19 protein-coding genes are annotated in these 23,993 nt (G+C 37.4%); 17 read left to right on the forward strand and 2 right to left on the reverse strand.

Going from position 1 to position 23,993, the window contains the following annotated elements; genetic code table 11:
* Window positions 1–178 precede the first annotated feature (178 nt).
* The 7 genes from MWU82_RS22940 to MWU82_RS22970 all read left to right on the forward strand — a co-directional run bounded on the left by MWU82_RS22940 (window position 179) and on the right by MWU82_RS22970 (window position 10,366).
* Window positions 179–529: a hypothetical protein gene (locus MWU82_RS22940; RefSeq protein WP_247098068.1), complete on the forward strand. Its 351-nt coding sequence runs from the start codon at window positions 179–181 to the stop codon at window positions 527–529.
* A 686-nt stretch (window positions 530–1,215) separates the two neighbouring features.
* Complete coding sequence (locus tag MWU82_RS22945) at window positions 1,216–6,840, forward strand: gliding motility-associated C-terminal domain-containing protein (RefSeq protein WP_247098069.1); 5,625 nt, start codon at window positions 1,216–1,218, stop codon at window positions 6,838–6,840.
* A gap of 32 nt (window positions 6,841–6,872) precedes the next feature.
* A complete protein-coding gene (locus MWU82_RS22950) occupies window positions 6,873–7,760 on the forward strand; it encodes a type IX secretion system membrane protein PorP/SprF (protein WP_247098070.1) in 888 nt (295 codons plus the stop codon).
* A gap of 222 nt (window positions 7,761–7,982) precedes the next feature.
* Complete coding sequence (locus MWU82_RS22955) at window positions 7,983–8,528, forward strand: pyridoxamine 5'-phosphate oxidase family protein (RefSeq protein ID WP_247098071.1); 546 nt, start codon at window positions 7,983–7,985, stop codon at window positions 8,526–8,528.
* Window positions 8,529–8,546: 18 nt separating this feature from the next.
* Complete coding sequence (locus MWU82_RS22960; protein ID WP_247098072.1) at window positions 8,547–9,194, forward strand: hypothetical protein; 648 nt, start codon at window positions 8,547–8,549, stop codon at window positions 9,192–9,194.
* A 232-nt stretch (window positions 9,195–9,426) separates the two neighbouring features.
* Complete coding sequence (locus MWU82_RS22965) at window positions 9,427–10,011, forward strand: hypothetical protein (protein WP_247098073.1); 585 nt, start codon at window positions 9,427–9,429, stop codon at window positions 10,009–10,011.
* A complete protein-coding gene (locus MWU82_RS22970) occupies window positions 10,004–10,366 on the forward strand; it encodes a hypothetical protein (protein WP_247098074.1) in 363 nt (120 codons plus the stop codon). The genes MWU82_RS22965 and MWU82_RS22970 overlap by 8 nt, the downstream gene beginning before the upstream one ends.
* A gap of 55 nt (window positions 10,367–10,421) precedes the next feature.
* Here MWU82_RS22970 and MWU82_RS22975 read toward each other — a convergent pair whose 3' ends face one another.
* On the reverse strand, window positions 10,422–10,727 hold the full coding sequence (locus MWU82_RS22975; RefSeq protein ID WP_247098075.1) for a hypothetical protein: 306 nt from the start codon (window positions 10,725–10,727) through the stop codon (window positions 10,422–10,424).
* A 282-nt stretch (window positions 10,728–11,009) separates the two neighbouring features.
* On the opposite strand from MWU82_RS22975, the gene MWU82_RS22980 reads away from it, so the two are divergent.
* From MWU82_RS22980 to MWU82_RS23020, 10 genes are all read left to right on the forward strand, one after another.
* Complete coding sequence (locus tag MWU82_RS22980) at window positions 11,010–11,810, forward strand: hypothetical protein (protein ID WP_247098076.1); 801 nt, start codon at window positions 11,010–11,012, stop codon at window positions 11,808–11,810.
* 16 nt (window positions 11,811–11,826) lie between these two features.
* On the forward strand, window positions 11,827–12,366 hold the full coding sequence (locus MWU82_RS22985; RefSeq protein ID WP_247098077.1) for a hypothetical protein: 540 nt from the start codon (window positions 11,827–11,829) through the stop codon (window positions 12,364–12,366).
* A gap of 343 nt (window positions 12,367–12,709) precedes the next feature.
* Entirely contained in the window at window positions 12,710–15,091 is a 2,382-nt protein-coding gene (locus MWU82_RS22990) for a DEAD/DEAH box helicase family protein (protein WP_247098078.1), read from the forward strand.
* The gene (locus MWU82_RS22995; RefSeq protein WP_247098079.1) at window positions 15,091–16,080 is read left to right on the forward strand and encodes a virulence RhuM family protein; all 990 of its coding nucleotides are present in this window, start codon (window positions 15,091–15,093) and stop codon (window positions 16,078–16,080) included. Before MWU82_RS22990 ends, MWU82_RS22995 begins: the two co-directional genes overlap by 1 nt.
* Window positions 16,081–17,508 carry a class I SAM-dependent DNA methyltransferase gene (locus MWU82_RS23000; protein WP_247098080.1) on the forward strand — a complete coding sequence of 476 codons (1,428 nt, stop codon included), beginning with the start codon at window positions 16,081–16,083 and terminating at the stop codon, window positions 17,506–17,508.
* Window positions 17,505–19,046 (forward strand): restriction endonuclease subunit S, encoded by a 1,542-nt coding sequence (locus tag MWU82_RS23005; RefSeq protein WP_247098081.1) that lies wholly within the window; start codon window positions 17,505–17,507, stop codon window positions 19,044–19,046. Before MWU82_RS23000 ends, MWU82_RS23005 begins: the two co-directional genes overlap by 4 nt.
* On the forward strand, window positions 19,043–19,171 hold the full coding sequence (locus MWU82_RS24325; protein ID WP_281502465.1) for a hypothetical protein: 129 nt from the start codon (window positions 19,043–19,045) through the stop codon (window positions 19,169–19,171). The genes MWU82_RS23005 and MWU82_RS24325 overlap by 4 nt, the downstream gene beginning before the upstream one ends.
* A 154-nt stretch (window positions 19,172–19,325) precedes the next feature.
* On the forward strand, window positions 19,326–20,159 hold the full coding sequence (locus MWU82_RS23010) for a hypothetical protein (protein ID WP_247098082.1): 834 nt from the start codon (window positions 19,326–19,328) through the stop codon (window positions 20,157–20,159).
* Between the two features lie 439 nt (window positions 20,160–20,598).
* Window positions 20,599–21,093: a hypothetical protein gene (locus MWU82_RS23015; RefSeq protein ID WP_247098083.1), complete on the forward strand. Its 495-nt coding sequence runs from the start codon at window positions 20,599–20,601 to the stop codon at window positions 21,091–21,093.
* Between the two features lie 480 nt (window positions 21,094–21,573).
* The gene (locus tag MWU82_RS23020) at window positions 21,574–22,833 is read left to right on the forward strand and encodes a DUF6161 domain-containing protein (protein ID WP_247098084.1); all 1,260 of its coding nucleotides are present in this window, start codon (window positions 21,574–21,576) and stop codon (window positions 22,831–22,833) included.
* A 31-nt stretch (window positions 22,834–22,864) separates the two neighbouring features.
* Here MWU82_RS23020 and MWU82_RS23025 read toward each other — a convergent pair whose 3' ends face one another.
* Window positions 22,865–23,113 carry a helix-turn-helix transcriptional regulator gene (locus MWU82_RS23025; RefSeq protein ID WP_247098085.1) on the reverse strand — a complete coding sequence of 83 codons (249 nt, stop codon included), beginning with the start codon at window positions 23,111–23,113 and terminating at the stop codon, window positions 22,865–22,867.
* Window positions 23,114–23,993 lie beyond the last annotated feature (880 nt).

Raw genomic sequence — 23,993 nt, forward strand, 5'->3', positions numbered from 1 at the left:
AAGACCGTTTCGGGGAAGAATTCTTCCCCGAAACGACCAATATTAAAGAAAAATTGTTGAATTTAGAGATGTCCTAAAAAGGGTAAGGCTACACCTACAAAAAGCACTTGTACGTCATTCTAATTATAGCCTTCCCAAAAAAATATAACTATTTTTAGTTGTATCGAGCAAAAATAATATGAAAGAGAATATACTGATCAAAAATGGAGTTTGGAAATCAACTGGAGATAATTTATTCTGGATTAATGTTGTTCAAAATAAGGTCTTTTGGTTGGGCATGAACAACCGGACCACAGAAAATGAGTTAGGTGAAAATTGGTGTCATGTTGGAAATGGAACAATTATTGACAATCAGATTATTTTAGATTGGTCTGATATTTCCGTTGGAAAAGGTAATTTAAATGGGAGAATAGTTATTGAAATGATAAGTAATAATAAAATGAAAGTCATTGAGGATTCCGGAAACTTTGGTATGTCAATCTGGAATTGGGAAACAGATCAATTGAATTTTAGTCAAATCCCAAAGTAAGAGGCAAAACATTTTTTAGCCTTACCCAAAGAGTCAAGGGTTGGTTAAACACGGTGAAAGCATTTGTGGTACAAAAATCAGGTAACAACGTTTCGTTGGCAGACCATATTGCAGATAATTTAAAATGAAAAGCCAATACAAATTCTATAACCCGACTGAATAAACTTGTGCTCACTTCTTCTTAAGAGCCTTCTAGGTTATTATTGCCTTCAATCCCGCTTAAATCACCCGGTTACTTTTTGGTTTACAATATAGTTACGTAAATTATCCGAAGATATAAGTCTCCTCCGCCCCCCTTTCAACAATATCGCAATCGTTTATATTTTTAGTCAAATCTAAGGGAGGATGAGACAGGCCCGTCCTAACGGCCGGGCAGGCTTGTGCCATTCACTAGTATTGCTGGCCCACTAGCAATTAAACAGTTCTGCCTTGGCCGGTCAAATACTGTGCACTTCCCACAACTTGGACTATATCCGGCAAAAATCCCGTAAGTCCATCTTTTTATTCCATGCGCTTGTGGTACGGCAATCACAGTTGGTCATTTTAACATTATTATTCTTACAAAATTTATAGGTGTAAACATCAAAATTTTTCACTTTCACAACATTTCTGTATAGGCAAAAGTAGAATGTCCTACTATTGCCCTGTTAAAAATTAAAGCAATATCAACCAAGATTACTTTTTCAATGAAAAAACAATTACCCACATTTACAGAACAAAGCAATAAGTTAATTTTACTTATTTTCTTCATGTTTGCCATACTCCACAGTAGTTCGGCTTTATCTCAAAACACCATTACCTTTGACGACCAAGGATTTATAGATAATCAAGAAATTGGCAATCCTTATACTATAAGTAACAATGGTGAGATATTTAGGTTTACAATTTCTGGAGGTGCAACGACCAGTCATAGATATCGAACTGCAGATTCTTGGGGATGCAACAATACTGGTTTTGGAGACCTCACTGCGGGGACTAATTCGGCAACAACTTGGACCATAGAAACTGTCAGTGGCAGCGAGATCGATTTAGGCACAATCAAATTCAACAACCTTTTTAATTGCTTTAGTTTTACTTATAGTCTATTAATTGAAGGATTTAAAAATAATGTGTCAACAGGTACCCAAAATTTTTCAGTAACAGATATGAATTCGATTTTTACCTCCAGCGCAAATTTTGACGATGTTGATAAAATAATAATTACTGGAACAGATATTGCGAATCTCGGTATGGATGATATCGAATGGCAGGGAGCAGCTAGTAGTAGCACCCCTCCAACACTAACCACCACAGCCGCCTCGGGCGTTACCGCTACTACAGCAACCTTAGGTGGAAACATAACCGACAACGGCGGAGCTGCCGTAAACGAGCGTGGTATTGTATACAACACTACTGGCACGCCCACAATCTCTGATACCAAAGTACAAATCGGTAATGGAACAGGAACGTTTTCTAACCAAATTACTGGTCTAACGGCTGCAACTGAATATTTTGTACGGGCTTATGCTAGTAATAGCGAGGGGACGGCTTATGGTAACGAAACATCCTTTACAACATCTTCACCAGCTGTGGCCTTAAGTACAAATCCTACTTTGGATTTTGAAGCTCCAAATGCAACCAATTTAGGCCCAGAGGTTACCGATGGAGAAGCCAATACTCCTAATATCTCGGAGGTGGATATTCAAATTTTTGAAGCTAATTCTTCAGGAGTGGCAACTGGAAACGATTTAGCTTATTATGATAATCCCCTAAATGGAGGTGTTGTTGACAATGCAGGAAACGGATCCCCCATAATTGTGATAGAGGAACAAAATGGAAATGAGTTTGATTTTAGAGGTATTGAACTCACTGAATACTTAGGAGGAGGATATGTTATCAAAATTGAAGGTAAAAGAAATGGGGTAAGTACAGGTTCAATTACCACAAGTGTTGGTGGGGATTTTATTGAATTGTTAGACACCAACGACCTCACCAGGTCTATTTTCCAAAATGTCGATCGTATAGAAATTACCGATAATGCGGGGAGTGATATTTATATTTTTGTAGATAAAATCACCTTGGGCACCCCTGTAAACAATGTCGCCCCAACGTTAACCACTACCGCCGCATTAAGTATCACGGACACCTCAGCCACCCTGGGCGGCAATGTAACAGCCGATGGAGGGGCAACAGTGTCCGCCCGAGGCTTTGTTTACTCCAGTTCAGATAACACTCCAACCCTGGGTGAGGGTGGGGTAACGAATGTTCTTGACGGAAGTGGCACAGGTGTTTTTAACGAAAGTATTTCAGGATTAAGTGCATCCAACACCTATTACTATCAGGCCTATGCTACCAATAGTGAAGGGACCTCTTATGGTGGAGTGGAGAGTTTTGCAACGAGTGCTCCCAATACACCTCCATCAATTAGCGTAAACAACGGATTGACCCTCAATGAAGGGACGACCGAGCTCATTGACTCTGGAAAATTGAACGCCACGGATGCTGAAACAGGCAGTGGTTCTGACATTACTTTTACCATTACTTCGGCAGTTTCATACGGTGTTTTGTTTATAGATTCCAATCCCAGCAACGTATTTGAGGCCGGTGATATAGAATTGGTAGTCAATGCCACTTTTACTTTGGATGACATCAATAATGACAGGATCAGATATACGAATAATGTTGCTGATCAGAACGCGGATAGCTTTGAATTCAAGGTAAGCGATCCCAATGGTGGTGAATTGACCAACCAGACCTTTACAATTACCATCAATCTAATTGAAGTGGCTACCATAACCACTACAACTGCCTCGGGCGTTACCGCTACTACAGCAAGCTTAGGTGGAAACATAACCGACAATGGCGGTGCTGCCGTAAACGAGCGCGGTATTGTCTATAACACCTCCGGTACACCCAATGTAAATGATGATACCAAAGTACAAATTGGTTCCGGGGACGGAAGCTTTTCGGATGAAATCACCGGGCTTATTGCAGGTACCGAATATTTTGTCCGAGCTTATGCCATCAATAGCGATGGTACGAGTTATGGTGGAGTCGAAAGTTTTACGACATCAAACCCTCAATTAGAAAATTTTTCCTGGTCGGCAGATAACTTAAGTGCAGGAGCTACAGGTGTCACTTATACATTTGAATATACTACTGTTACGGACTTAGGAGGGAGTGATGCTATTTTATATGCTTTAAATACTGCAAATGGCTGGAATACTAATAGTGTAACTGTGGGAGACATTACCGTTTTAGTAAATGGAAATTCGAGAACTGTTGCAGGAATATTTTCTGTTGGGGGCAGCGGAGCATTTATTACTCTAGACAATCCAATAGTGGCTAGTGGATCTGAGATTGTAGTAACCATAGCAAATGTGACTAACAACGGAAATCCAGGAACCTATAATTGGAATTGGATTCATACAGCTACTGGTGGGGGTAATGAAATAGACCCCGCAGTAAGCCCTGATCCTATTGTTTTGTATACTAATACTGCCCCAACGGTTACCACTTCTACCGCTTCAGGCGTTACCATTACCACAGCAACCCTTGGCGGAGAGGTCACCGATAATGGAGGCGCAACCGTCACCGAACGAGGCATTGTCCATAATACCACTGGTACCCCCAATGTAGATGACGATACCAAAGTACAAATTGGTTCCGGGGACGGAAGCTTTTCGGATGAAATCACCGGGCTTAGCGCAGGTACCGAATATTTTGTCCGAGCCTATGCCATCAATAGCGAAGGTACGGCTTATGGTAGTGAAGAGAGTTTTACCACTTCATTAAATCCGAGCTTAACATTATCCTCCAACGCAACGGACAATACCATTAGTTCAGGTGCTTCCGTTACGTTTACCGCAATACCGTCCGGAACCGCTGCCACAAATTATTTGTGGAAGAAAAATGGAATTGTGGTTCCCGGAGAGACCAACGCTACCTATACTACCTCAGATTTGGAAAATGGCGATATTATCGAGGTGCAATTGTCCGCTGATTCGGGAACTATCGTCAATTCAAATTTGGTTTTAAATTTGGATGCCGGAGACCGGTCCAGTTATCCCGGTTCCGGAATGGCATGGACGGATATTAGCTCCAATAACAATGACGCCACCTTGCCTTCCAACTTGGCTACTTCCTATTCCACTATTGTAGGGGCCGGTAGTTTTAATTTTCAGGGAAACAGCAGTACAACGATTCAAAGTAGTGCAGTGAACAATTGGGACATTACGTCTACCAATGCGCTATCGGTAGAAACTTGGGTAAAACGCATAAACGGCGGTCATCAATTTTGGTTCTCGACACCCAACCTGAATTATCGTTTGGGCGTGGACCCCTCTGGAAATTTATTTTGGGATATGGGGCAATATGTAGACAGAAATTCGGGAATATTGGTTTCTGAAGGAGTCTGGCACCACATTGTTTATACGGCAGGGATAGAAACAGGAAACATCACCACTAGGGTTTATGTAGATGGAGTAGAGGTAGCAGACCAAAACGAAGGTATAGCTACGCTTTCTTCCATCACAAATTATTTGATCGGAGACGGACAAACACCGGGACAGCATCCCTTGATTGGAGACATGGGATTGATAAGGGTATATAATAAAGCCTTATCGGCATTGGAGGTTGCCCAAAACTTTAACGCAGAGGTAGATCGGTTTACCACGGATGTATTAAGTTCAAATTCAATAACGATGACGGTAAATGTTCCTCCAACCGTTACCACTACAACAGCTTCCAATGTTACATTCGCTACGGCAAGCCTAGGTGGGGAGGTAACCGACAACGGAGGGCTAACGGTTACTGAACGCGGTATCGTTTATAACATTACAGGCACACCCAATGTGGATGATGATCCCAAAATAATAATCGGTAATGGGGACGGTAGCTTCTCCGATGAAATAACAGGACTTGATTCCGGAACCGAATACTTTGCCCGGGCCTATGCCATCAATGTTGGAGGGACGGGCTACGGAAATGAAGTTTCTTTTACGACTACGGCCAACGATTCGCCCGTAGGATCAGTGGTGGCGGACCAGTCCGAATGTATCAACGGGTCGGTCACAGAACTTGCCTTAACGATTACTGATACCTTTCCGGGGGACAATACCTTTATGGTTACCGCGGCTTCTTCAAATACAGCTGTAGTCGCCAATGCGGACATTATCGTTACCGGAAACGGCAATACCCGTACGTTTACCATATCACCGGTACAGGGTGCGGCGGGAACAAGCACCATTACGGTTAACATTGAGGATAGTTTGGGTGAAATAGGCACGCAGAACTTTAACGTGACCTTTAACGACCTTATTCCTCCCACATTGACCGCCGTTCAAAACATAGAGGAAGAGCTGGACGCCAATTGCAATTTTGTTGTCCCGGACTATACAGGTTTAACTACAGTTGCGGACAATTGTGGCACAACAACGATTACCCAATCGCCAATTGCGGGTACCGTAATTAGCGGACACGGCACATTGCAGACCATTACTCTAACTGCGGACGATGGCAACGGGAATACTGATAGTACCGCTTTTGAGGTTACCTTGGCGGACGTAACGGCTCCGACAGTAGTGGTACAGGATATTGAAATGCCATTGAATGAAACAGGTTCCATCAGCATAACAGCGGAAGCGTTTATAGTTGATAGTGATGACAGTTGCAGTGCCGTGAGCATAAGTATTGACCGTACGGATTTTGACTGTGCCGATTTGGGGGATTACCCCATTACGATAACGGCAACGGATTCCAATGGAAATACTACAACAGAAACAGTGATCCTTACCTTGACCGGAGAGGATACGGATGGGGATTCAATAGCTGATTCTTGTGATAACGATAAGGACAACGACGGTATTCCGGATGCGGAAGATGCCTTCCCCTTGGATGCCACCGAAGATACCGACACGGATGGCGATGGTATTGGCAATAATTCTGATACCGATGATGACAACGACGGGGATTCGGATGTAGATGAGCTGGCAAACAATACAGATCCGTTGGACGATACCAGCTTTATTGTTCCAGGGGAAGAAGAGACACCGGTGACACCAACCTTGGTACCTGCCCAGGCCTTTACACCCAATGGGGACGGAATCAATGATTACTGGATGATACCCGGAATAGAAAACTATCCCAATGCTTTGGTCAAGGTTTACAACCGATGGGGACACGAGGTTTTCGCCAGCAAGGGATATAATAACGATTGGAACGCCACCTATAAGTCCAGGAGTAACAGCTTGCCTTCTGGATCCTACATGTACGTCATTGATCTGGCCAATGGCTCGGCACCTATTCAGGGATGGTTGTTCATCAATTACTAAGCCAATCGTTTAACAAAAAAATCAATACAAAAATGAAATTCAAAATAGTATATCTTATCCTAACAGCATTAATGGTATCGGGTATTTCCAATGCCCAACAGGATCCCAACTTTACCTTTTACAGGTACAATATGAATCTGGTGAACCCCGCCTTTGCAGGGGCCAACGATGGGACCGATATCGGGGTCGGCATTAGGAGCCAATGGGCCGGGATAGAAGGAAGCCCGGAGACACAGACCGTTTTCTTCGGAACACCTGTAGGGAAAAACTTGGGCCTTGGGGTTTCCATCATTAATGACAGGACCTTCATTGAGAACCAAACTTCCATGGCCCTAGATTTCTCCTACCACTTGCAACTTGGCGGAGATACCCACCTCTTTCTTGGGGTAAAGGCAGGCTTAAACTCCTATAAGGCGAACACGGACGGACTGGTTACCTATGGCATACAATCCGACCCGAGCCTAATGGGAATCGACGGTGGGTTTACGCCCAACATAGGTGCTGGCGCCTACCTAAAAGGCAAGTCCTTCTTCGCCTCCCTGTCCGTTCCAAGGATCCTTAGTCCGGATCGCTTGGACGATGCTAACGGGATAGCCAAACAGGGAGAGGATAAAATACACCTATATGCAGCGGCAGGTTACGATATACCCCTGAACGCCAATATTGTTTTCAGGCCTTCCCTAATGGTGAGATATGTGGAGGCATCCCCCATATCGGTCGATTTTACGGCCGCATTCGCGATGGGGGACCGGTTTGAACTAGGAGCAGCATACCGTTTGGACGAAGGATTTGGCGGGTTCTTTATCTTTAAGGCAAGCAAAGGGCTCCACCTGGGTTATGCCTATGAGGCCGCTCCGCATAATACGATTGCAAGCATGAACAATGGAACCCATGAGGTAATGCTCAATGTAAAACTGTAATACATAATATTAATCTACTAGCGGAGATTTTTTAAGAGAACTCGTCTTGGATGTGACAATTTAAGACGAGTTCGATATTTCTCCAAGACATGAAGGAGCCAAATGGGATAGTGTAAGTAAAATTTATTAGCCTCTAATTACAATAACTAGATTTACTAAATTAGACCTATAAAGGAAATATAGTGAACATCTAAATCCATTAGTCGTAGCCAATTTAAAAATATGGGGAAGAAATTAGATTTTATTACCACCGATCTACAAGAATTCATTGCAAATCAAAAACTATTCTTTGTAGGAACAGCTGCTAATGATGGGAGAGTTAATGTTTCTCCAAAAGGTACCGACTCATTTAGAGTTATTAGTAAGAACAAAATTGTTTGGTTGAACTTAACAGGAAGTGGAAATGAAACCGCTGCGCATTTATTAAAGAATAATAGAATGACTATTATGTTCTGTGCTTTTGAAGGGAAACCTTTGATTTTAAGACTGTACGGAGAAGCAAAAATCTACCATAAAAGAGATAGTGATTTTCACCAATATTACAATTTGTTCCCTGAGAATGTAGGTGCTCGGCAAATTATCGAAATGGAAGTGGACTTGGTTCAAACTTCTTGTGGCTTTGCGGTGCCCTTTATGGATTTCAAAGAAGAACGCACAACTTTAAATTCATGGGCGGTAAAACAAGGGGAGGAAAAAATTGAAGAATATTGGAAAAACAAAAACAACCTGAGTATTGATGGATTTGAAACGAATATCTTAGATGATTAAAAACTCCACTTATACCAATTGAAAATCAATATTAATCTAATTTCAACTGTTCATACCGAGAAAGGCAATTGCACTTCTAAAAACCTATTTGAAATACTCAATAAACTTAAACCCGATGCAATTTTTTGCGAAGCTTCAACAAAAATGTACCAAGAATTCAAAATAGGATTAAATCAGTCTTCACTTGAGTTAAATGCAATTATGAAATTATGTGAATTTCATTCATTCTATTTGGTTCCTGTTGATACTTATCCACCACTAAGTGCTAACATAAGAAGTCAAATTGAAGAAATAAAAAAATCATTGAAAAAGGACGAAATATTCACAAATGCCTGGAATAAACACGAAGAACATACAAGCTTGTTAGGCTTTAAATATTTGAACAGCGACGAAAACAACAAACTACTTGATAAAATATTTAAAAGAATAAACTATTTAATACCTCGATTAGGAAATTTGGATAATAAAATCGCTTACAAAAAGTGGTTGAATTTCCATGACAGCCGTGAAAATACAATGCTAGAAAACATTAACTCCTATATTGAAAATAATGAATTTGAAAACGCAGTCTTACTTTGTGGATCAGCTCACCGCAAGTCAATTACAAATAAAATCAATGAGAACAAAAATACTCTACTAAAATGGAACTTTGAATTACCAAAATAATAAAATTACGGTTTCCCGTAACCAACTTCTCAAGGAATTGTTTTTCTTTAGTTCCATGAAATTATGCAAACGAACGATAGCCAGACCCCACAAAATAGGGTAGGGATCAGCAGAGCTATAAGCCATTAAATTAATAATCAGGCCAACAAAAAAGATTTGTTAAATTAGATCTATAATAGGAATATAAGCACTATTTGCTATATTCAATTGTTGGGCGTAATTAAAAAACACTATGGATATTAACATTAGTATCAGTGATGATGAATTAACAGGAGATGATAAGTTGGTAATTCGAGAATGTCTTCATTTATCTGAAGAAGATAATCTTGAAGAACATCTTTCAAAACTAGCTAAAGCCTCTTTTATAGAATATATAAAGATGTTCAAGGAAAAAGGTCTTCCAACAAGAGCAGACGAAGTACAACAAGAACGTTTATTCTTTTTATTAAACCACTACTTTATGAACAGAGTTCCATTTGAACACGAAATTTCTAGTATTTTTCAAATTACTCAATCACAAAGCAGAACATTACTAAGAAACACTAATTCAAGGTTTAGGACTAAAATAGCTCTTTTCATTAGAAATACAATTAAATCTGTTATTCGAACTGCTATTATTAATCAAGATAGTGGAAAGTATGAAATGGAAATTACATCTGGAGTAATTAAAGATGAAATTAACACATATTTATCACAAAGAAATGCACAGCTATTTCCTTTAACAAAAAAAAGAGGATATTTAGCAATATATGAGTGTCCCGAAGACACGTACGATTTTTTGAGAGAACAATTTGAAATCGATGTCGCTGATGATTGACCATTTAACCGCATTCAGTATTTTACTTGTTTTCCAAGGACTGCTTTTTTCACATATTGGAAAAATTGTGAATGAATTTTTAAAACAACCACGTCCACCTGAAGTACAGTCAAAAAAATTTAAAGATTGGAAAAAAGATAAAACTTTTTTAATGAGCAAATCTATACTATCAACTATATTTTGTTTTCTAATTTGGTATTTATCTGTTCCTGAACTTTATAATATAATTACAACTTCAAATATTAACCTTTTTGAATTTGATGTTTTAAAAACTTCTTTTTCAATAATATCAATTTCCTTATTTAGTATAGTAATAATAATGATATCTTGGATTTACAAAACAATAAAAAAATAACTACGCCCAACAATGGTAACTGTTGCACAACCCTATAATTTTTAAAATATCGATGCTATAAGCGGCCTTTTAGGGCCGTTTTGTTTTTTAAACGAACGTGTTGCCACTCATTTTTATAGTGCCAAAAAGGAAGCAAATAGACTTGTGGAGTACATTTTCCATACAATTGTGCAGAACTATGCTTCCCGCTCCACTTTTTGTGCGTTTTCCCGTGAATTTCAGGTATTTTTTGATGTTGTAGGCAATGGCCGATAGCTGCATCGCCTTGTTGGCCTGTGCCAATTCCAATGGGTAAGACTACAAAGCTCGCTATTCTTTCTTCTTTGTCTTGGTTGATACTGCGGTTTAAAGTGCCATGCATTTCGAACCAATTGTGCCACTATGGACAATAGAAATTAGAAACATCCCAAATTACGGTTTCCCGCAACTTATTTTTTAAATATTTCCTTTTCTTTATGAGAAAAATTGGGTAAGTCAATTTATGTCTGGGCTAGAAAAAATAGGATAGTGTAAGTAAGGTCTATAAGCCCCTAAAAAATAACCAGCCCAATAAAAAGATTTACTAAATTAGGCATATAAAAGATATATAGTCGATGACTATATCCAATTGTTGCAGTTGAATATGACTAAATTAGTTAACCATATGAAAAATTTATTTTTTTTATTGTTTTTTTTGACTTTTCAATTATTTAGTCAAAATAACCCCGAATTCTTTGACATGCCAACTGCTCAAAAGGTTTTAAACCAAATAAAAGGCAAAGATAAAGCGGACACCTACATTCAACAGTGTGCTACATTATCACGTTTGTCTAGAATCGCATTATATCGAATGAGTGATTTTGAAGAGCTAGAAGACAATGTTCTTATGGCAGCAAAAAAGAAACAGAATGAAGAATATATTACTTTTTACAAAGAGGTCCGTCAAAGATATAGTAACGAAATTAAATCTTTAGAGCTAGATAAAAATGCTAAAGATTGGGATGCAACGATAGGCAATTTTTCAAATAATGAAGAATTTCAAAAAAATATTATAAACACTTTATTTAACGAAAGAGCTAAAAACCAATACAACAATGTATTTTCTCGAAGAGAACAACACAACAAAAAATTAAAAGATGCCTATGAAGAGAAACAAAAAGAAAAGTCAAATGCTACTTTTAATAACATTTTGGCACATGGTTTCTTTTGGATAGTAATGTTTTCATTTTTAATTTTTGGAGCTATATTAACAATTCGCGGTTATAATTGGAGAAAAAGATTATTAAAATATGAATTTGAAAATACAACATCTGGTGGAGTTGTAGGGTTTGATGATTTTGGAAAAGCACAAAAACACAGTTCTAACAAAACCTTTTCAGGAATCTTAATTTTTATTGGTGTAGTTATTTTTATGATTGCATTACTTTTAATTAACATTACAATTGTTAATAATAAACTGTTCTAAATTAAATAAATACACAATGAAAAGAACAATTTCAAACCTAGCCTGTTGCATGATAATTTCTATGTCATTTGCGCAAACTACTTATATTTTTGATGAAGTTGGTGAAATCAGTCCAAATCCATTTGTCACTGAAGTCAATGGTACAAGTATGGAACTTTATAACAACACCTTAAAATGGATTAAACTTAATTATAATTACCCTGATGAAGTTATAGCCAGCAAAATTGAAGGAGAGTTTATTCGAATTTCTGGTACAGAGGAGGTGAAAGGAACAGATGATATGGTTTATACAATTGAGATTGACTTCAAAGACAATAAGTACAGAACTACTTTAACAAAAACTAATCATGCTGATGAAGAAAATGGGAAAACTATTGTAAATTCAATCGAATTATTGACTCCAGACCCTAAATATGGGAAATCGCAGAAAATAATTGACCTTCACAAAGAGATTTATCAGCCATGGCTTAATGAAACATTGAATATTTTGAATAGATTCAACCTTTCACTATATAATTATTTATCCGGAAAAACCGACAAAAATGATGGTTGGTAATATACTGGATGCAACACCGTATCCTATCCAAAGCACTATAGTTTTACATACTCAAATACCGCAAATATAATTAGCACTATGCCCTTTGCGGTTTCCCGCAATTTACTTTTCAAAGAATTGTTTTTCTTTAGTTCTAAAAATTTAACCAACGAATAGCGCCCAGACCCCACAAAATAGGGCCGGGGGCAGCAGAGCCATAAGCCAACTAATTAATAACTAGGCCAACTAAAAAGTTTTATTAAATTAGGTGATTAATTTAAAGATCGATTGGACTCTATTAAGCAGTTTTTGAATAAAGAAAATAATTTTACCGAAATCCCATAGGTAAGGGAATCAGAATGGAATGAATAAAAAAGACTTATCCGAATCGGACATTAAAGCCAAGTTTATCACACCTGCGATTCTAAATTCAGGTTGGGATGAGCAAACTCAACTGGGGCGTGAAATATTCTTCACTGACGGTCGAATTTATGTGAAAGGAAAACTTACCGCTAGAGGAAAAAGAAAGTTTGCCGACTACATCCTTTTTTACAAGCCTAATGTGCCAATCGCAGTTATTGAAGCAAAAGACAACAAACATTCGGTCAAAGGCGGAATACAACAGGCACTGGGATACGGAAATACTCTAGATATTCCTTTTGTGTTCAGTAGTAACGGAGACGGATTTTACTTTCACGACAAAACCGCCACAGACGGCGAAATTGAAAAAGAAATTTCCTTGGAGAAATTTCCAAGTCCGCAAGAATTATGGAGTAAATACAAAAGGTATAAGGGAATTGAATCTCCAGAAATTGAAGAAATAGTCTCACAAGACTATTTCCAAGATGGTTCAGGTCGTTCCCCGAGATATTACCAACAAAATGCCATTAATAGGACCATTGAGGCAGTTGCTAAGAAACAGCAGCGAATCATTTTGGTGATGGCCACTGGAACTGGCAAAACGTATACCGCTTTCCAAATCATTTACAGACTTTGGAAAAGTGGAGCAAAAAAAAGGATTTTGTTTTTAGCGGATCGTACAGCTTTAATTGACCAAACCGCACGAGGTGATTTCAGGCATTTTAAAGATGCTCTGACTATCATCAAAAAGAAAAAAATTGATACCGCTTACAATGTTTATTTAGCTCTTTACCAAGGACTCTCTGACAGCAACGGTGATGATGCTTACAAACAGTTCAGCCGCGAGTTTTTCGACCTGGTAATTATTGACGAGTGCCACAGAGGTAGCGCAAAAGAGGATAGTAAGTGGCGGGAAATATTGGAATACTTCAATACGGCAACCCATATTGGACTTACAGCAACACCAAAGGAAACAACTGAGGTTTCAAATACCGAATATTTTGGTGAACCCATTTATACCTACTCACTTAAGCAAGGAATTGATGATGGTTTCCTAGCTCCTTACAAAGTAGTTAAGGTAACATTGGATATTGATGCGGAAGGTTGGCGGCCACCAACGGGTTTTTTGGACAAGGATGGCTATCCCGTTGAAGATAGAATTTACAACCGAACAGATTTTGACAAAAACATTGTTGTCGAGGAACGCAGAAAAATTGTAGCCGCAAAAATTACAGAGTTTTTAAAAGGATACGACCGATTTGCAAAAACTATTATTTTCTGTATAGATATTGAACACGCAGAGGGCATGCGCACAGCTTTGGCCAATGCCAATGCTGATTTATTTGCTGAAAACAGCAAATACATCATGCAAATTACGGGCGACAATGAGGAAGGGAAACGGGAGTTGGACAACTTTATCAATCCAACGGAGACCTATCCCGTTATTGCCACTACTTCAAAGTTAATGACCACAGGTGTGGATGCCCAAACTTGTAAATTAATCGTGTTGGACAGCAATATAGGTTCAATGACCGAGTTTAAACAGATCATTGGTAGGGGCACAAGAATCAATGAGGAATATGGCAAGACCTATTTTACGATTATGGATTTCAGAAATGTCACCAACCTTTTTGCCGACCCTGATTTTGATGGGGATCCGGTAATGATAAAAGATGTTGGAGAGGATGAAGACCTTTCAGGAACCGAAGAAGAAACTACGGATACACCAATTATTGATGTCGACGGCGAGGAAGTAGATTTCCCTGAACCTCCTGAATATCCGGAAATTACCGGCGGCGGTGAAATTTTAGAGGAACCCAGAGCAAAAATAAGGGTAGATGGTGTGCAAGTAAAAATCGTAAACGAAAGAGTTCAGTATTTGGGTACAGATGGTAAGATTATTACGGAATCATTAAGGGATTACACCAAAAATAGCGTAACCAAGCAATACAAAACCTTGGATGAATTCTTAAACTCTTGGAACAATGCCGAGAAGAAAAAGGCGATTGTCAATGAACTGGAAGAGCAGGGTGTTTTCTTCGATGCCTTACAAGATGATGTCGGAGCGGCCTTTGACCCTTTCGATTTAATTTGTCATGTGGCGTTTGAATCAAAACCGCTCACAAGAAAAGAAAGAGCGGACAACGTAAAAAAGCGTAACTATTTCACCAAATATGGCGAGCAAGCTCAAAAGGTTTTGCAAAGTCTTTTGGATAAATATGCCCAAGACGGCTTAATAACCATTGAAAGTACTGAGGTTTTGAAACTTGACCCATTGAATAAATTGGGAACACCTATGGAACTTGTAAATGCCTTTGGGGGCAAACCACAATACATAAAAGCAATAAAAGAATTGGAAAAAGAACTGTATAAAACAGGAGCATAATGGACGGCAATTCTCAATTCCTCATTTATCAAACCGAAGACGGCCTGACCAAAATCCAGACCCGCTTAGAAAACGAAACAGTTTGGTTAACTATCGAGCAGATGGCGGAGCTTTTTCAAAAAGGAAAATCAACCGTTAATGAGCATATTCTTAATATTTACAAAGAAGGTGAACTGGATCAAGAGGCATCGATGAGAAAAATCGGGATTTCCGATTTTTCTACCAAACCTACCAATTTTTACAATCTGGACGTCATTATTTCAGTGGGTTACAGAGTAAAAAGCATTCAAGGGACCAAGTTCAGACAATGGGCAACAGCACGCTTGCGTGAATACATCGTAAAAGGTTTTACCATGAACGATGAGCTGCTCAAAGAAGCTGGCGGGGGTAATTACTTTGATGAATTACTGTCCCGTATCAGGGATATACGTTCGTCCGAGAAAGTCTTTTGGCGAAAGGTGTTGGATATTTATGCTACGAGTATCGACTATGACCCTAAAGCGGATCTATCTCAAACATTTTTCAAAACAGTACAAAACAAAATGCATTGGGCAGCTCACGGTCAAACGGCTGCAGAGGTGATTTACCAACGAATAGATGCTTCAAAGCCAAATCTTGGACTCACTAATTTCAAAGGTGAAAAACCAACAAAAAAAGAAACAGAGGTAGCCAAAAACTACTTGGATGAAAAAGAGTTGGATGTACTTAACCGAATGGTAACGGCATATTTGGAATTAGCAGAACTCCAAGCTCTGAATCGCAAGCCTATGTACATGAAAGATTGGGCTAGCAGACTGGATGATTTTTTAACCATGACAGGAAGTGAAATCTTAACCAATGCAGGAAAAGTAAGTCACAAAAAAGCACTGCAAAAAGCTCATGAAGAATATGAGAATTATAAAGAAAAGATGAAAAACGAGCTTTCTAAAGTTGAGAAAGACTTCATTAAACAAATAGATTCGACGAGTAAAAAATTAAAAGGTAAATAAATGGCAAACGTAGGCGCTGTTATAAGCAGTATCAGAAATATAATGAGACAGGATAGAGGTATCTCTGGTGATGCGCAACGATTAGAGCAACTCGGATGGATGTTGTTTCTGAAAATAATGGACGATAAGGACCAGGAACTGGAAATAACCAAAGACGATTATGTATCCGTAATCCCGGAGAAATTTCAATGGAGGAGTTGGGCAACTGATGCCGAAGGAATAACTGGTGATGAACTTTTGGAGTTTATTGATAGCAATGCACAGGACAACAAAGGTTTGTTTGCAACACTGCGAGAACTGACAAGCATTTCCAACCCAAAAAGAGCCGCCATTGTAAAAGAGGTTTTTGAAGGCTCCAACAACTACATGAAATCCGGGTATGAAATGCGCAAGGTCATTAATAAACTGAATGAAGTTGACTTTAACAATTCGGAGGACAAGCACATATTTGGTGACATTTATGAAAGTATTTTGGTAGAACTGCGCGATGCGGGTAACAAAGGCGAATACTATACGCCAAGAGCCGTAACCCAGCTTATGACCCAAATGATCGACCCTAAATTGGGCGAAAAGGTGTTGGACCCTGCTGCGGGCACCGGTGGTTTCTTAACTGCTGCCATTGACCATGTACGGGAAAAGTATGTGCATACCGTAGAGGACGAACACCAATTGCAAAATAGTATTACAGGATGGGAATTTAAACCAGTTGCCTATGTGTTGGGTTTGACCAATTTAATCCTTCATGAAATGGATATTCCGGACTATCATTATATGGACAGTCTAAAAAAGGAATACAACAGCATTGGGGCTAAAGACAGGGTAGATGTTATCCTGGCCAATCCACCCTTTGGGGCCAGCATTGCAGACGGTGTAGAAACCAACTTTCCGGCCACCTACCGTTGTAAGGAATCTGCCGATTTGTTTGTGATATTGATGCTACAGCTGTTAAAACCCAAAGGACGTTGGGCCATTGTTTTACCTGATGGTTCTATTACCGGTGATGGTGTAAAGGCACGCATACGGGAAAAGCTATTGACCGATTGTAACCTGCACACCATTATCCGTTTGCCACAAAGTACCTTTTTCCCTGCTACCGTGAGTACCAATTTATTGTTTTTTGAAAAAGGGAGCAAAACCAAGGATATTTGGTATTACGAGCACAAATTACCGGAAGGACAAAAATCCTATTCCAAAACCAAACCGATACAGTTTAGCGAATTCCGACCTATTATAGATTGGTGGAACAACAGAAAGGAAAGTGAAGTGGCTTGGAAAGTAAATATTTCAGATTTAAAAAATTGGGATTTGGATATCAAAAATCCATTTGTTGAGGAAGAGGAAATTGAATATTCAAAGACAGAATTAATACTGGCAATACAAAAGAGTCAAGATAAAATCTCAAACCTATTAAAAGAAATTGGTCAATGAGTTTGAATTTTAAATACATTCCACTGACATTCTTAAATGATGTCAATATCATAAAAGAGCAAATTAAAAATACTGTAATACTAAGGTACTTGTTTGACGAGTATGGTGGTTATTCAAAACTTGAAAACTTAATTACTGGTACTCAATATGGTTACAATGCTTCTGCTTTGCAAAGTGGTAAAAACAAATTTTTAAGAATAAGCGATATTACAGATGGTAAGGTTGATTGGGATACGGTGCCTTTTTGTGATTGCTCAGATGAAGACACTTATTTACTTAATAGAAATGATTTATTAATTGCACGAACTGGTGGCACAACAGGAAAAAGTTTTATAATTAACAATCCACCTGATAAAGCAATATATGCGGGCTATTTGATAAGAATACGAGCGAATAAAGAAAACAACCCAGAATTTTTAAATCTATTCTTGAATAGTTATGTGTATTGGTCACAAGTTGTCTCTATGAATAAAGGAGAATTTAGACCAAGTGTAAATGCAACAAAACTGAAAGATTTAATTGTACCTAAAATTGACATTGAAATTCAAAGAGATGCAGTTAAAATTTCAAAATGTTTTTCAGTTGATGGGTTTGAAGAACTTGAAAATAATATTCAAAGAGTTTTGAATGACTTTGAAAAAAGTCAAGAAATAATCAAACAAATTAGAAGTCAAGAAAAGAGTGTTGAGCTACTCAAACAGTCCATACTCCAAGAAGCCATACAAGGCCAACTAACAGCCGATTGGCGAACCAAACGTACACTGAGCGGAGCCGAAGTGGAACCAGCAAGCGAATTGTTAAAACGCATAAAAGCAGAAAAAGCCCAACTCATTAAAGACAAGAAAATCAAAAAGGAAAAAGCACTTCCACCTATTTTGGAAGAAGAGATTCCTTTTGAAATCCCTGAAGGTTGGGTTTGGTGTAGGTTGGGTGAAATCTTATTGTATTCAGATTCTGGAAAAAGTCCACAATGTGAAAAAAGACCAGCAAATAAAAATGAATGGGGAGTACTTACAACTACTTCAATACAGAGTGGTTATTTTTTAGAGAAAGAAAATAAAGTTCTGCCTGCAAAATTTAGTATCAACCTTAGTCAGAAAGTCGAGGAAAACGACATATTGATTACTAGGGCCGGACCTTTAAATCGAACTGGTATTTCATGTAAAGTGAATTCAATAAAATCGAACTTGATATTGAGCGATAAAACAATTAGACTAAAACATGTCCCTGGTCTTATTGCCCCAGACTTTCTAGTTTCTTTACTTAATAGTAATTCGATTCGTGCATTATTAATACCAAATATGACTGGTATGGCTGAAAGTCAAGTAAACATTTCTCAGGGCAATATCAAAAGTACGACTATTCCACTTCCTCCCTTTGAAGAACAGAAAGCAATCGTAGAAAAAGTAGAATTGCTAATGAAAAAATGTCAAGGTTTAGAAGAACAAATAAAAACAAGTGAAGCCGACGCTCAAATGCTGATGCAGGCGGTTTTAAAAGAAGCTTTTGAGGGTAAACAAGAAGTTGTTGAAGTATGAAGATAACCGAACGAACCATTAAATTTCTAGGTAAAACATTATATGATGAAAATGGCATACTGCCCTACAAAAACAGGCAGGATTTAGCAGGTTTTAATGTTGAGTTTGGTCTTGATGTGGTTTAGGTCAAGGCTTACGCAGTTGTTAGCAATACACATAAGTTAATGTTAGGAAGTTTATAAACAGTATATATTAAACGATAAGGATTAACTATATTAGGCTTACAAAGGATATATAGCTAATGACTATATCTAATTATTGTAAGCTATTTGAAAAAATATGAGATTTTCACAAAGAATAGGAAACAGAGAAGTAAAAGTAGAACTCGAAAAAGAATTTATGAGCACCGAGTTAAGAAATACTTTGTGGTCCGCATTTTTAGAAGTGACACTTGGCACAAAAAAAGAAAAGGCGCAATACAGTTCTCAAGCTTATTCTGACAAAACAAGTTTTTATAGAGCTCTTTGGATGCATTTTTTTAAATGGCCTATAGATAATTTAGATATGGCTTATGGTGAAATAGCTGAATGGAATGCAAAAGCTGTAGTTCGTGAATGGTTTTATGCTGCCGAATGGGATTATGTTTTTGACTTTATAGAATTCTCTGTTAACTATGACGATGACATCTTTGCGCACATTTACAATGAATATTTAAAAAGAGAAATGTCAGCATATCGTTTTGTTGACGGAAAAATAGTTGAAATCAACTCTGAAGAAGAAATCATAGAAATTGAAACTGCAATATCTAATACTGACAAATTCAATCCAGTAAAAACACATTTAAAAAGAGCTGTTGAATTATATGCAGATAAAAAAAATCCTGATTATAGGAACTCAATTAAAGAATCAATTTCCGCTGTTGAATCACTATCTAAAATCATAGTTCAAAATGATAAAACTACTTTAGGTCAAGCTCTAAAAATTATCGAAGCAAAACATAAAATCCCAGGTAGTTTGAAAAGTGCATTTAGTGCTCTATACGGTTACACTTCAGATGAAGGAGGAATTAGACATTCCTTGTTAGAGAATGAAATAATGGTAGATTTAGAAGAAGCAAGATTCATGTTAATTACTTGTTCTGCTTTTATAAATTATTTAATATGTAAATTATAGACAAAAATCGGCTTACAATCGTTAAGTCTTCCTTTGGGCGGTATGGCGAAACATGAAGAACGTGTTGATTAAACCATGTTTGGCGAACCAATAAATAGGGGCAGCTAAATTTTCCTATTCTTCATTTCTTTTTTGCCGCAATAATAAATAGAAACTAAAACCATCTCAAAATACGGTTTCCCGCAACTTACTTTTGAATGAATTGCTTTTCTTTATGGCATGGTTTCTAGGAATTCCTGACTTAACTTGACTAGGGTGGTGAAAGCAATAACAATAAGCCACTTAGTTAGATAATCAGGCTAATTAGGAGCTATATGATCAGTGATCATGTAGCCAATTGTTGTAGTACATTTTGAAAAAGTGCCATTGTCAAAAAAAATGTTAATAACCCAACTATATAATCTTCTGATTTTGAATCAATAAAGGTTAATTTTATTATATGAATAAAGTATGGTACGAATTAGCCAATATGAAATATGGCGAAGTTTACCTATCAAAGTATCTAAACTTTCAAAGAACACTAAAAAAGACTTTTCAAATTCTAACCTTATTAGTCTCATTTAGTGGAATTTTAAGTTGGAAATACTTTGAGAATTACGTTTGGATTGCATTTGCATTAATTGCAATTGTGCAGTTATTATTGCTGATTGAAAACCAAATCATTCGCTCGGATAAAGATATAGAGGAAATTGGGAGATTAAGAATGATGTACACTAAATACTTCAACAAACTCGAGAAATTATGGACAAATTATCAGTATAGAAGAGTCGCAGAAATAAAGGGACTAGATGAATATTTTGAATTTAGACAAAGTGACTGGGAAGAGATCGAGGAAATTGATACAAAATTAAATATCAAGAGATATAAATGGCTAATGAATAAAACAGAAATAGAAACGAATAATTATTTAAATAAATATCATATCGATGGCTAAAAAAAATGTACCAAGTAGTAATCCAAGGCCAACTGGTCCAAGCGGAGAACCTACAAATAATCCTGGAGGAAAAGTTATAATCAAAGGTAATGTTCCGACAATGCATAACCCACCGCCACCACCACCGAAAAAGAAGTAAAACGTAGTACAAAATATTTTATATCTAAGGCACTAGCCCATCCAGATAATAATCTGGACCTCCATCTCAAGATTTTATTTTTTGTCACACCTTCACCTAAGATGTCGTGTTTTGTTTCCCTTTGTGGTTTCTCGCAACTTGCTTCTCATTTATTTGTTTTTCTATATGACTAAGGATTTGGTAAGCTATTGGTGTAGGCGTAAGAAAAAATTGGGTAGGTGAAGTTAAGGACAAAGCTTCTTAATTAATTAAACTGGCAACTAAAAAGATTTAGTGATTTTAACCTAAACAGAAAAAAAATTAATAACTATGGTCAATTGTTACCTGCAGGCTCAAAAAATATGACGCAAACTGAATTTAGAAAAAAACTATCTCAAACTGTAAATACCGATTGGTTCAACTCTGTTAAATTTAATTTGAGATATACACATTTGAATTTGAGTTATGAATTTAAGGGGTTTGGACATTTGCATAAGTTCGTAAATCAACAAATTAAAGGGTGGGATAAATTAACCCAAAATTTACCTGCCGAACTTCTTGCTTCAAGAAAACACTTTGAATTTATAGAAAACCAATTGATTAGCTTTATCGATTCTTACGGGTCTCAAGAACATGAATCTAATTTAAATAGTTACTTCAGAAACACTCAAAGTCGAATACAAAATAATACGAGTACATACTTTACGTATAATTGCCCTGAAACAGAATTTTTAATTGAAGTATATAAAAACCATTCTGAATCTTTTATTGGAGCGTATACTTATTTGATCGGTAATTTAGATCAAAGTATAAACGTTAAGCACAATTTCAACGGATACTTATTGGCGTATGAATTCACATTGCAAGATTCAACTGCATTAACAGAGAGAAGAAATAAAGAAAAATCCTCCCTTTCAAGTCTTCGCACAAATTTTGAAAATAGCCTGCCAAAATTATATAGCGAATTAGTCGAGCATCTAAAAAACAGCTCAGAAAAATATCAAGAATATTTGAAAGCTGTAGATGGCTTTAAAGAAGACAAAGAAAAAACGTATTCAGACTGGTTTATAAATACAAAGGGAGAATTTGAGAGTTTCAGTACAAAATCAGACAAGCGCTTAGAGGAACTTGAAAACACTTATAAAGAGAAATTAAAGCTTGAAGAACCAGCAAAATATTGGGCTGAAAGGGCTGAAAAATTAAAAAAACAAGGTTGGATTGCTTTAGCTGTTATAGTCAGTCTTGTTCTCGTAGTAGTATTTTCGTTAGGCAAACTACTTTGGATAACACCAGAACAGATCTACGAATCATTTTTTAATGGAGATAAAAGTGCTGCTATACGGTGGTCAATAATTTATATCACGTTTATTTCGTTTATGGCTTTCGCAATTAGAGCATTAACTAAAGTTATGTTTAGTTCATTTCACTTGGCTCGTGACTGTGAAGAGAGACATACTTTGACCTATTTCTATTTATCATTATTAAAAGATTCCACGGTAGATAAAGAAGATAAACAGCTTATAATGCAAGCATTATTTAGTCGTGCCGAAACGGGACTATTAAAAGACGATTCTTCACCAACAATGCCAAATGATATTGTTGGAAAATTTATGACCAAATAAAAAAGCCAGACTTGGATAATACGTTAACTAATCAGTTTTCGTACATCTCTATTCTAAAGTCGAATAATTCTTTTGGGTGGACATTCAACCCAACAGCCAATTCATAGACTGTGGATAATTGAATATTGACTTCACCTCTTTCATATTTGGCAATATCACTATGGTCAAGATTACACCTTTGGGAAAGTTTTCTTAAGCTTAAATTTTGTGCCAAACGAATCCTCTTAATTTGATTACCAAATAAAGATTGAAACTCCAATTTCTGTGAATCGTGTGGCATAGATTAAAAAAGTCAATTTCTTTATTTTCTTTGTAAATTTTGTGGGTTTATAAACCCACATATAAATATTTTTTTTATATTTGTCTCAGTAACATATGTTTGCGATTCTTCTTTGTTTGAATTAGTCTAGAAGCAGTCGCTTGGATTCCCGGTCTAAAAACTGGTAACTTAATGCACGGGATGATAAGCAAGATGCCCATGACCCGGGGCATGGGTTTTCTTATCAAAGTGTGCCATACCAGTACCTGGATCTTAAAGTGGGGTTTAACCCACTTTATCTGAGCGTTGTTTTACTCAGAGTTTTGCAAGCAGTAACCAAAAGGCTAGAAGAGCTATGAAACACACCTTATGTAACTTAAATGGTAAAACCGCCACTGGGCAACTTACCGTTCTTTTGCAGCATACCGTGTACGACATTCTCTTTACCAAAAAGCCCAAGAACCCAATATAGGTTTGCACTGAACTGGTTAGAAAATGTAAACCGGTACATTTATTATGGGATTTGTGTTGTACCAATTATTCCGGAACTCGAAAATCCTTTTATCCCATAATCCACGATCCACACATTTTTGGCATCCGGCCAAATATCGACAAAGCAGCCTAACATCATTTAAGGCTTTCCCTTTGCTGCATCGGCTATGCTAAATTTTAGCATTGTTTACAGGCTAGGGGAGGAGCCCTAAAAGTGAGCCAGGTGAGGTATGCCCATACGGCAACCATGATCTTGCTCACCAAGAAGCAATACCAACCAATAGATCCTTATGCCTATGACATAGAACATATACAAAAAAATAGCCTCCCAAACCCTGTTTGACCGACAAGTTTGGAAGGCCGTAACTAAATAAAACTAAGTTTCATCTAATCTTCAAAATTATGAAAA

Source organism: Arenibacter sp. S6351L, from assembly GCF_023016025.1.
GTDB lineage: Bacteria > Bacteroidota > Bacteroidia > Flavobacteriales > Flavobacteriaceae > Arenibacter > Arenibacter algicola_B.

Excerpts from the sequence above, each read along its gene's own strand:
- MWU82_RS22995 (WP_247098079.1), top strand. The coding sequence starts at position 15,091 with ATGGACGGCAATTCTCAATTCCTCATTTATCAAACCGAAGACGGCCTG.
- MWU82_RS23000 (WP_247098080.1), top strand. The coding sequence starts at position 16,081 with ATGGCAAACGTAGGCGCTGTTATAAGCAGTATCAGAAATATAATGAGA.
- MWU82_RS23005 (WP_247098081.1), top strand. The coding sequence starts at position 17,505 with ATGAGTTTGAATTTTAAATACATTCCACTGACATTCTTAAATGATGTC.
- MWU82_RS23025 (WP_247098085.1), bottom strand. The coding sequence starts at position 23,113 with ATGCCACACGATTCACAGAAATTGGAGTTTCAATCTTTATTTGGTAAT.
- MWU82_RS22945 (WP_247098069.1), top strand. The coding sequence starts at position 1,216 with ATGAAAAAACAATTACCCACATTTACAGAACAAAGCAATAAGTTAATT.
- MWU82_RS22965 (WP_247098073.1), top strand. The coding sequence starts at position 9,427 with ATGGATATTAACATTAGTATCAGTGATGATGAATTAACAGGAGATGAT.
- MWU82_RS22940 (WP_247098068.1), top strand. The coding sequence starts at position 179 with ATGAAAGAGAATATACTGATCAAAAATGGAGTTTGGAAATCAACTGGA.
- MWU82_RS22985 (WP_247098077.1), top strand. The coding sequence starts at position 11,827 with ATGAAAAGAACAATTTCAAACCTAGCCTGTTGCATGATAATTTCTATG.
- MWU82_RS22990 (WP_247098078.1), top strand. The coding sequence starts at position 12,710 with ATGAATAAAAAAGACTTATCCGAATCGGACATTAAAGCCAAGTTTATC.
- MWU82_RS23020 (WP_247098084.1), top strand. The coding sequence starts at position 21,574 with ATGACGCAAACTGAATTTAGAAAAAAACTATCTCAAACTGTAAATACC.
- MWU82_RS24325 (WP_281502465.1), top strand. The coding sequence starts at position 19,043 with ATGAAGATAACCGAACGAACCATTAAATTTCTAGGTAAAACATTATAT.
- MWU82_RS22975 (WP_247098075.1), bottom strand. The coding sequence starts at position 10,727 with ATGCATGGCACTTTAAACCGCAGTATCAACCAAGACAAAGAAGAAAGA.
- MWU82_RS23010 (WP_247098082.1), top strand. The coding sequence starts at position 19,326 with ATGAGATTTTCACAAAGAATAGGAAACAGAGAAGTAAAAGTAGAACTC.
- MWU82_RS23015 (WP_247098083.1), top strand. The coding sequence starts at position 20,599 with ATGAATAAAGTATGGTACGAATTAGCCAATATGAAATATGGCGAAGTT.
- MWU82_RS22955 (WP_247098071.1), top strand. The coding sequence starts at position 7,983 with ATGGGGAAGAAATTAGATTTTATTACCACCGATCTACAAGAATTCATT.
- MWU82_RS22970 (WP_247098074.1), top strand. The coding sequence starts at position 10,004 with ATGATTGACCATTTAACCGCATTCAGTATTTTACTTGTTTTCCAAGGA.
- MWU82_RS22950 (WP_247098070.1), top strand. The coding sequence starts at position 6,873 with ATGAAATTCAAAATAGTATATCTTATCCTAACAGCATTAATGGTATCG.
- MWU82_RS22980 (WP_247098076.1), top strand. The coding sequence starts at position 11,010 with ATGAAAAATTTATTTTTTTTATTGTTTTTTTTGACTTTTCAATTATTT.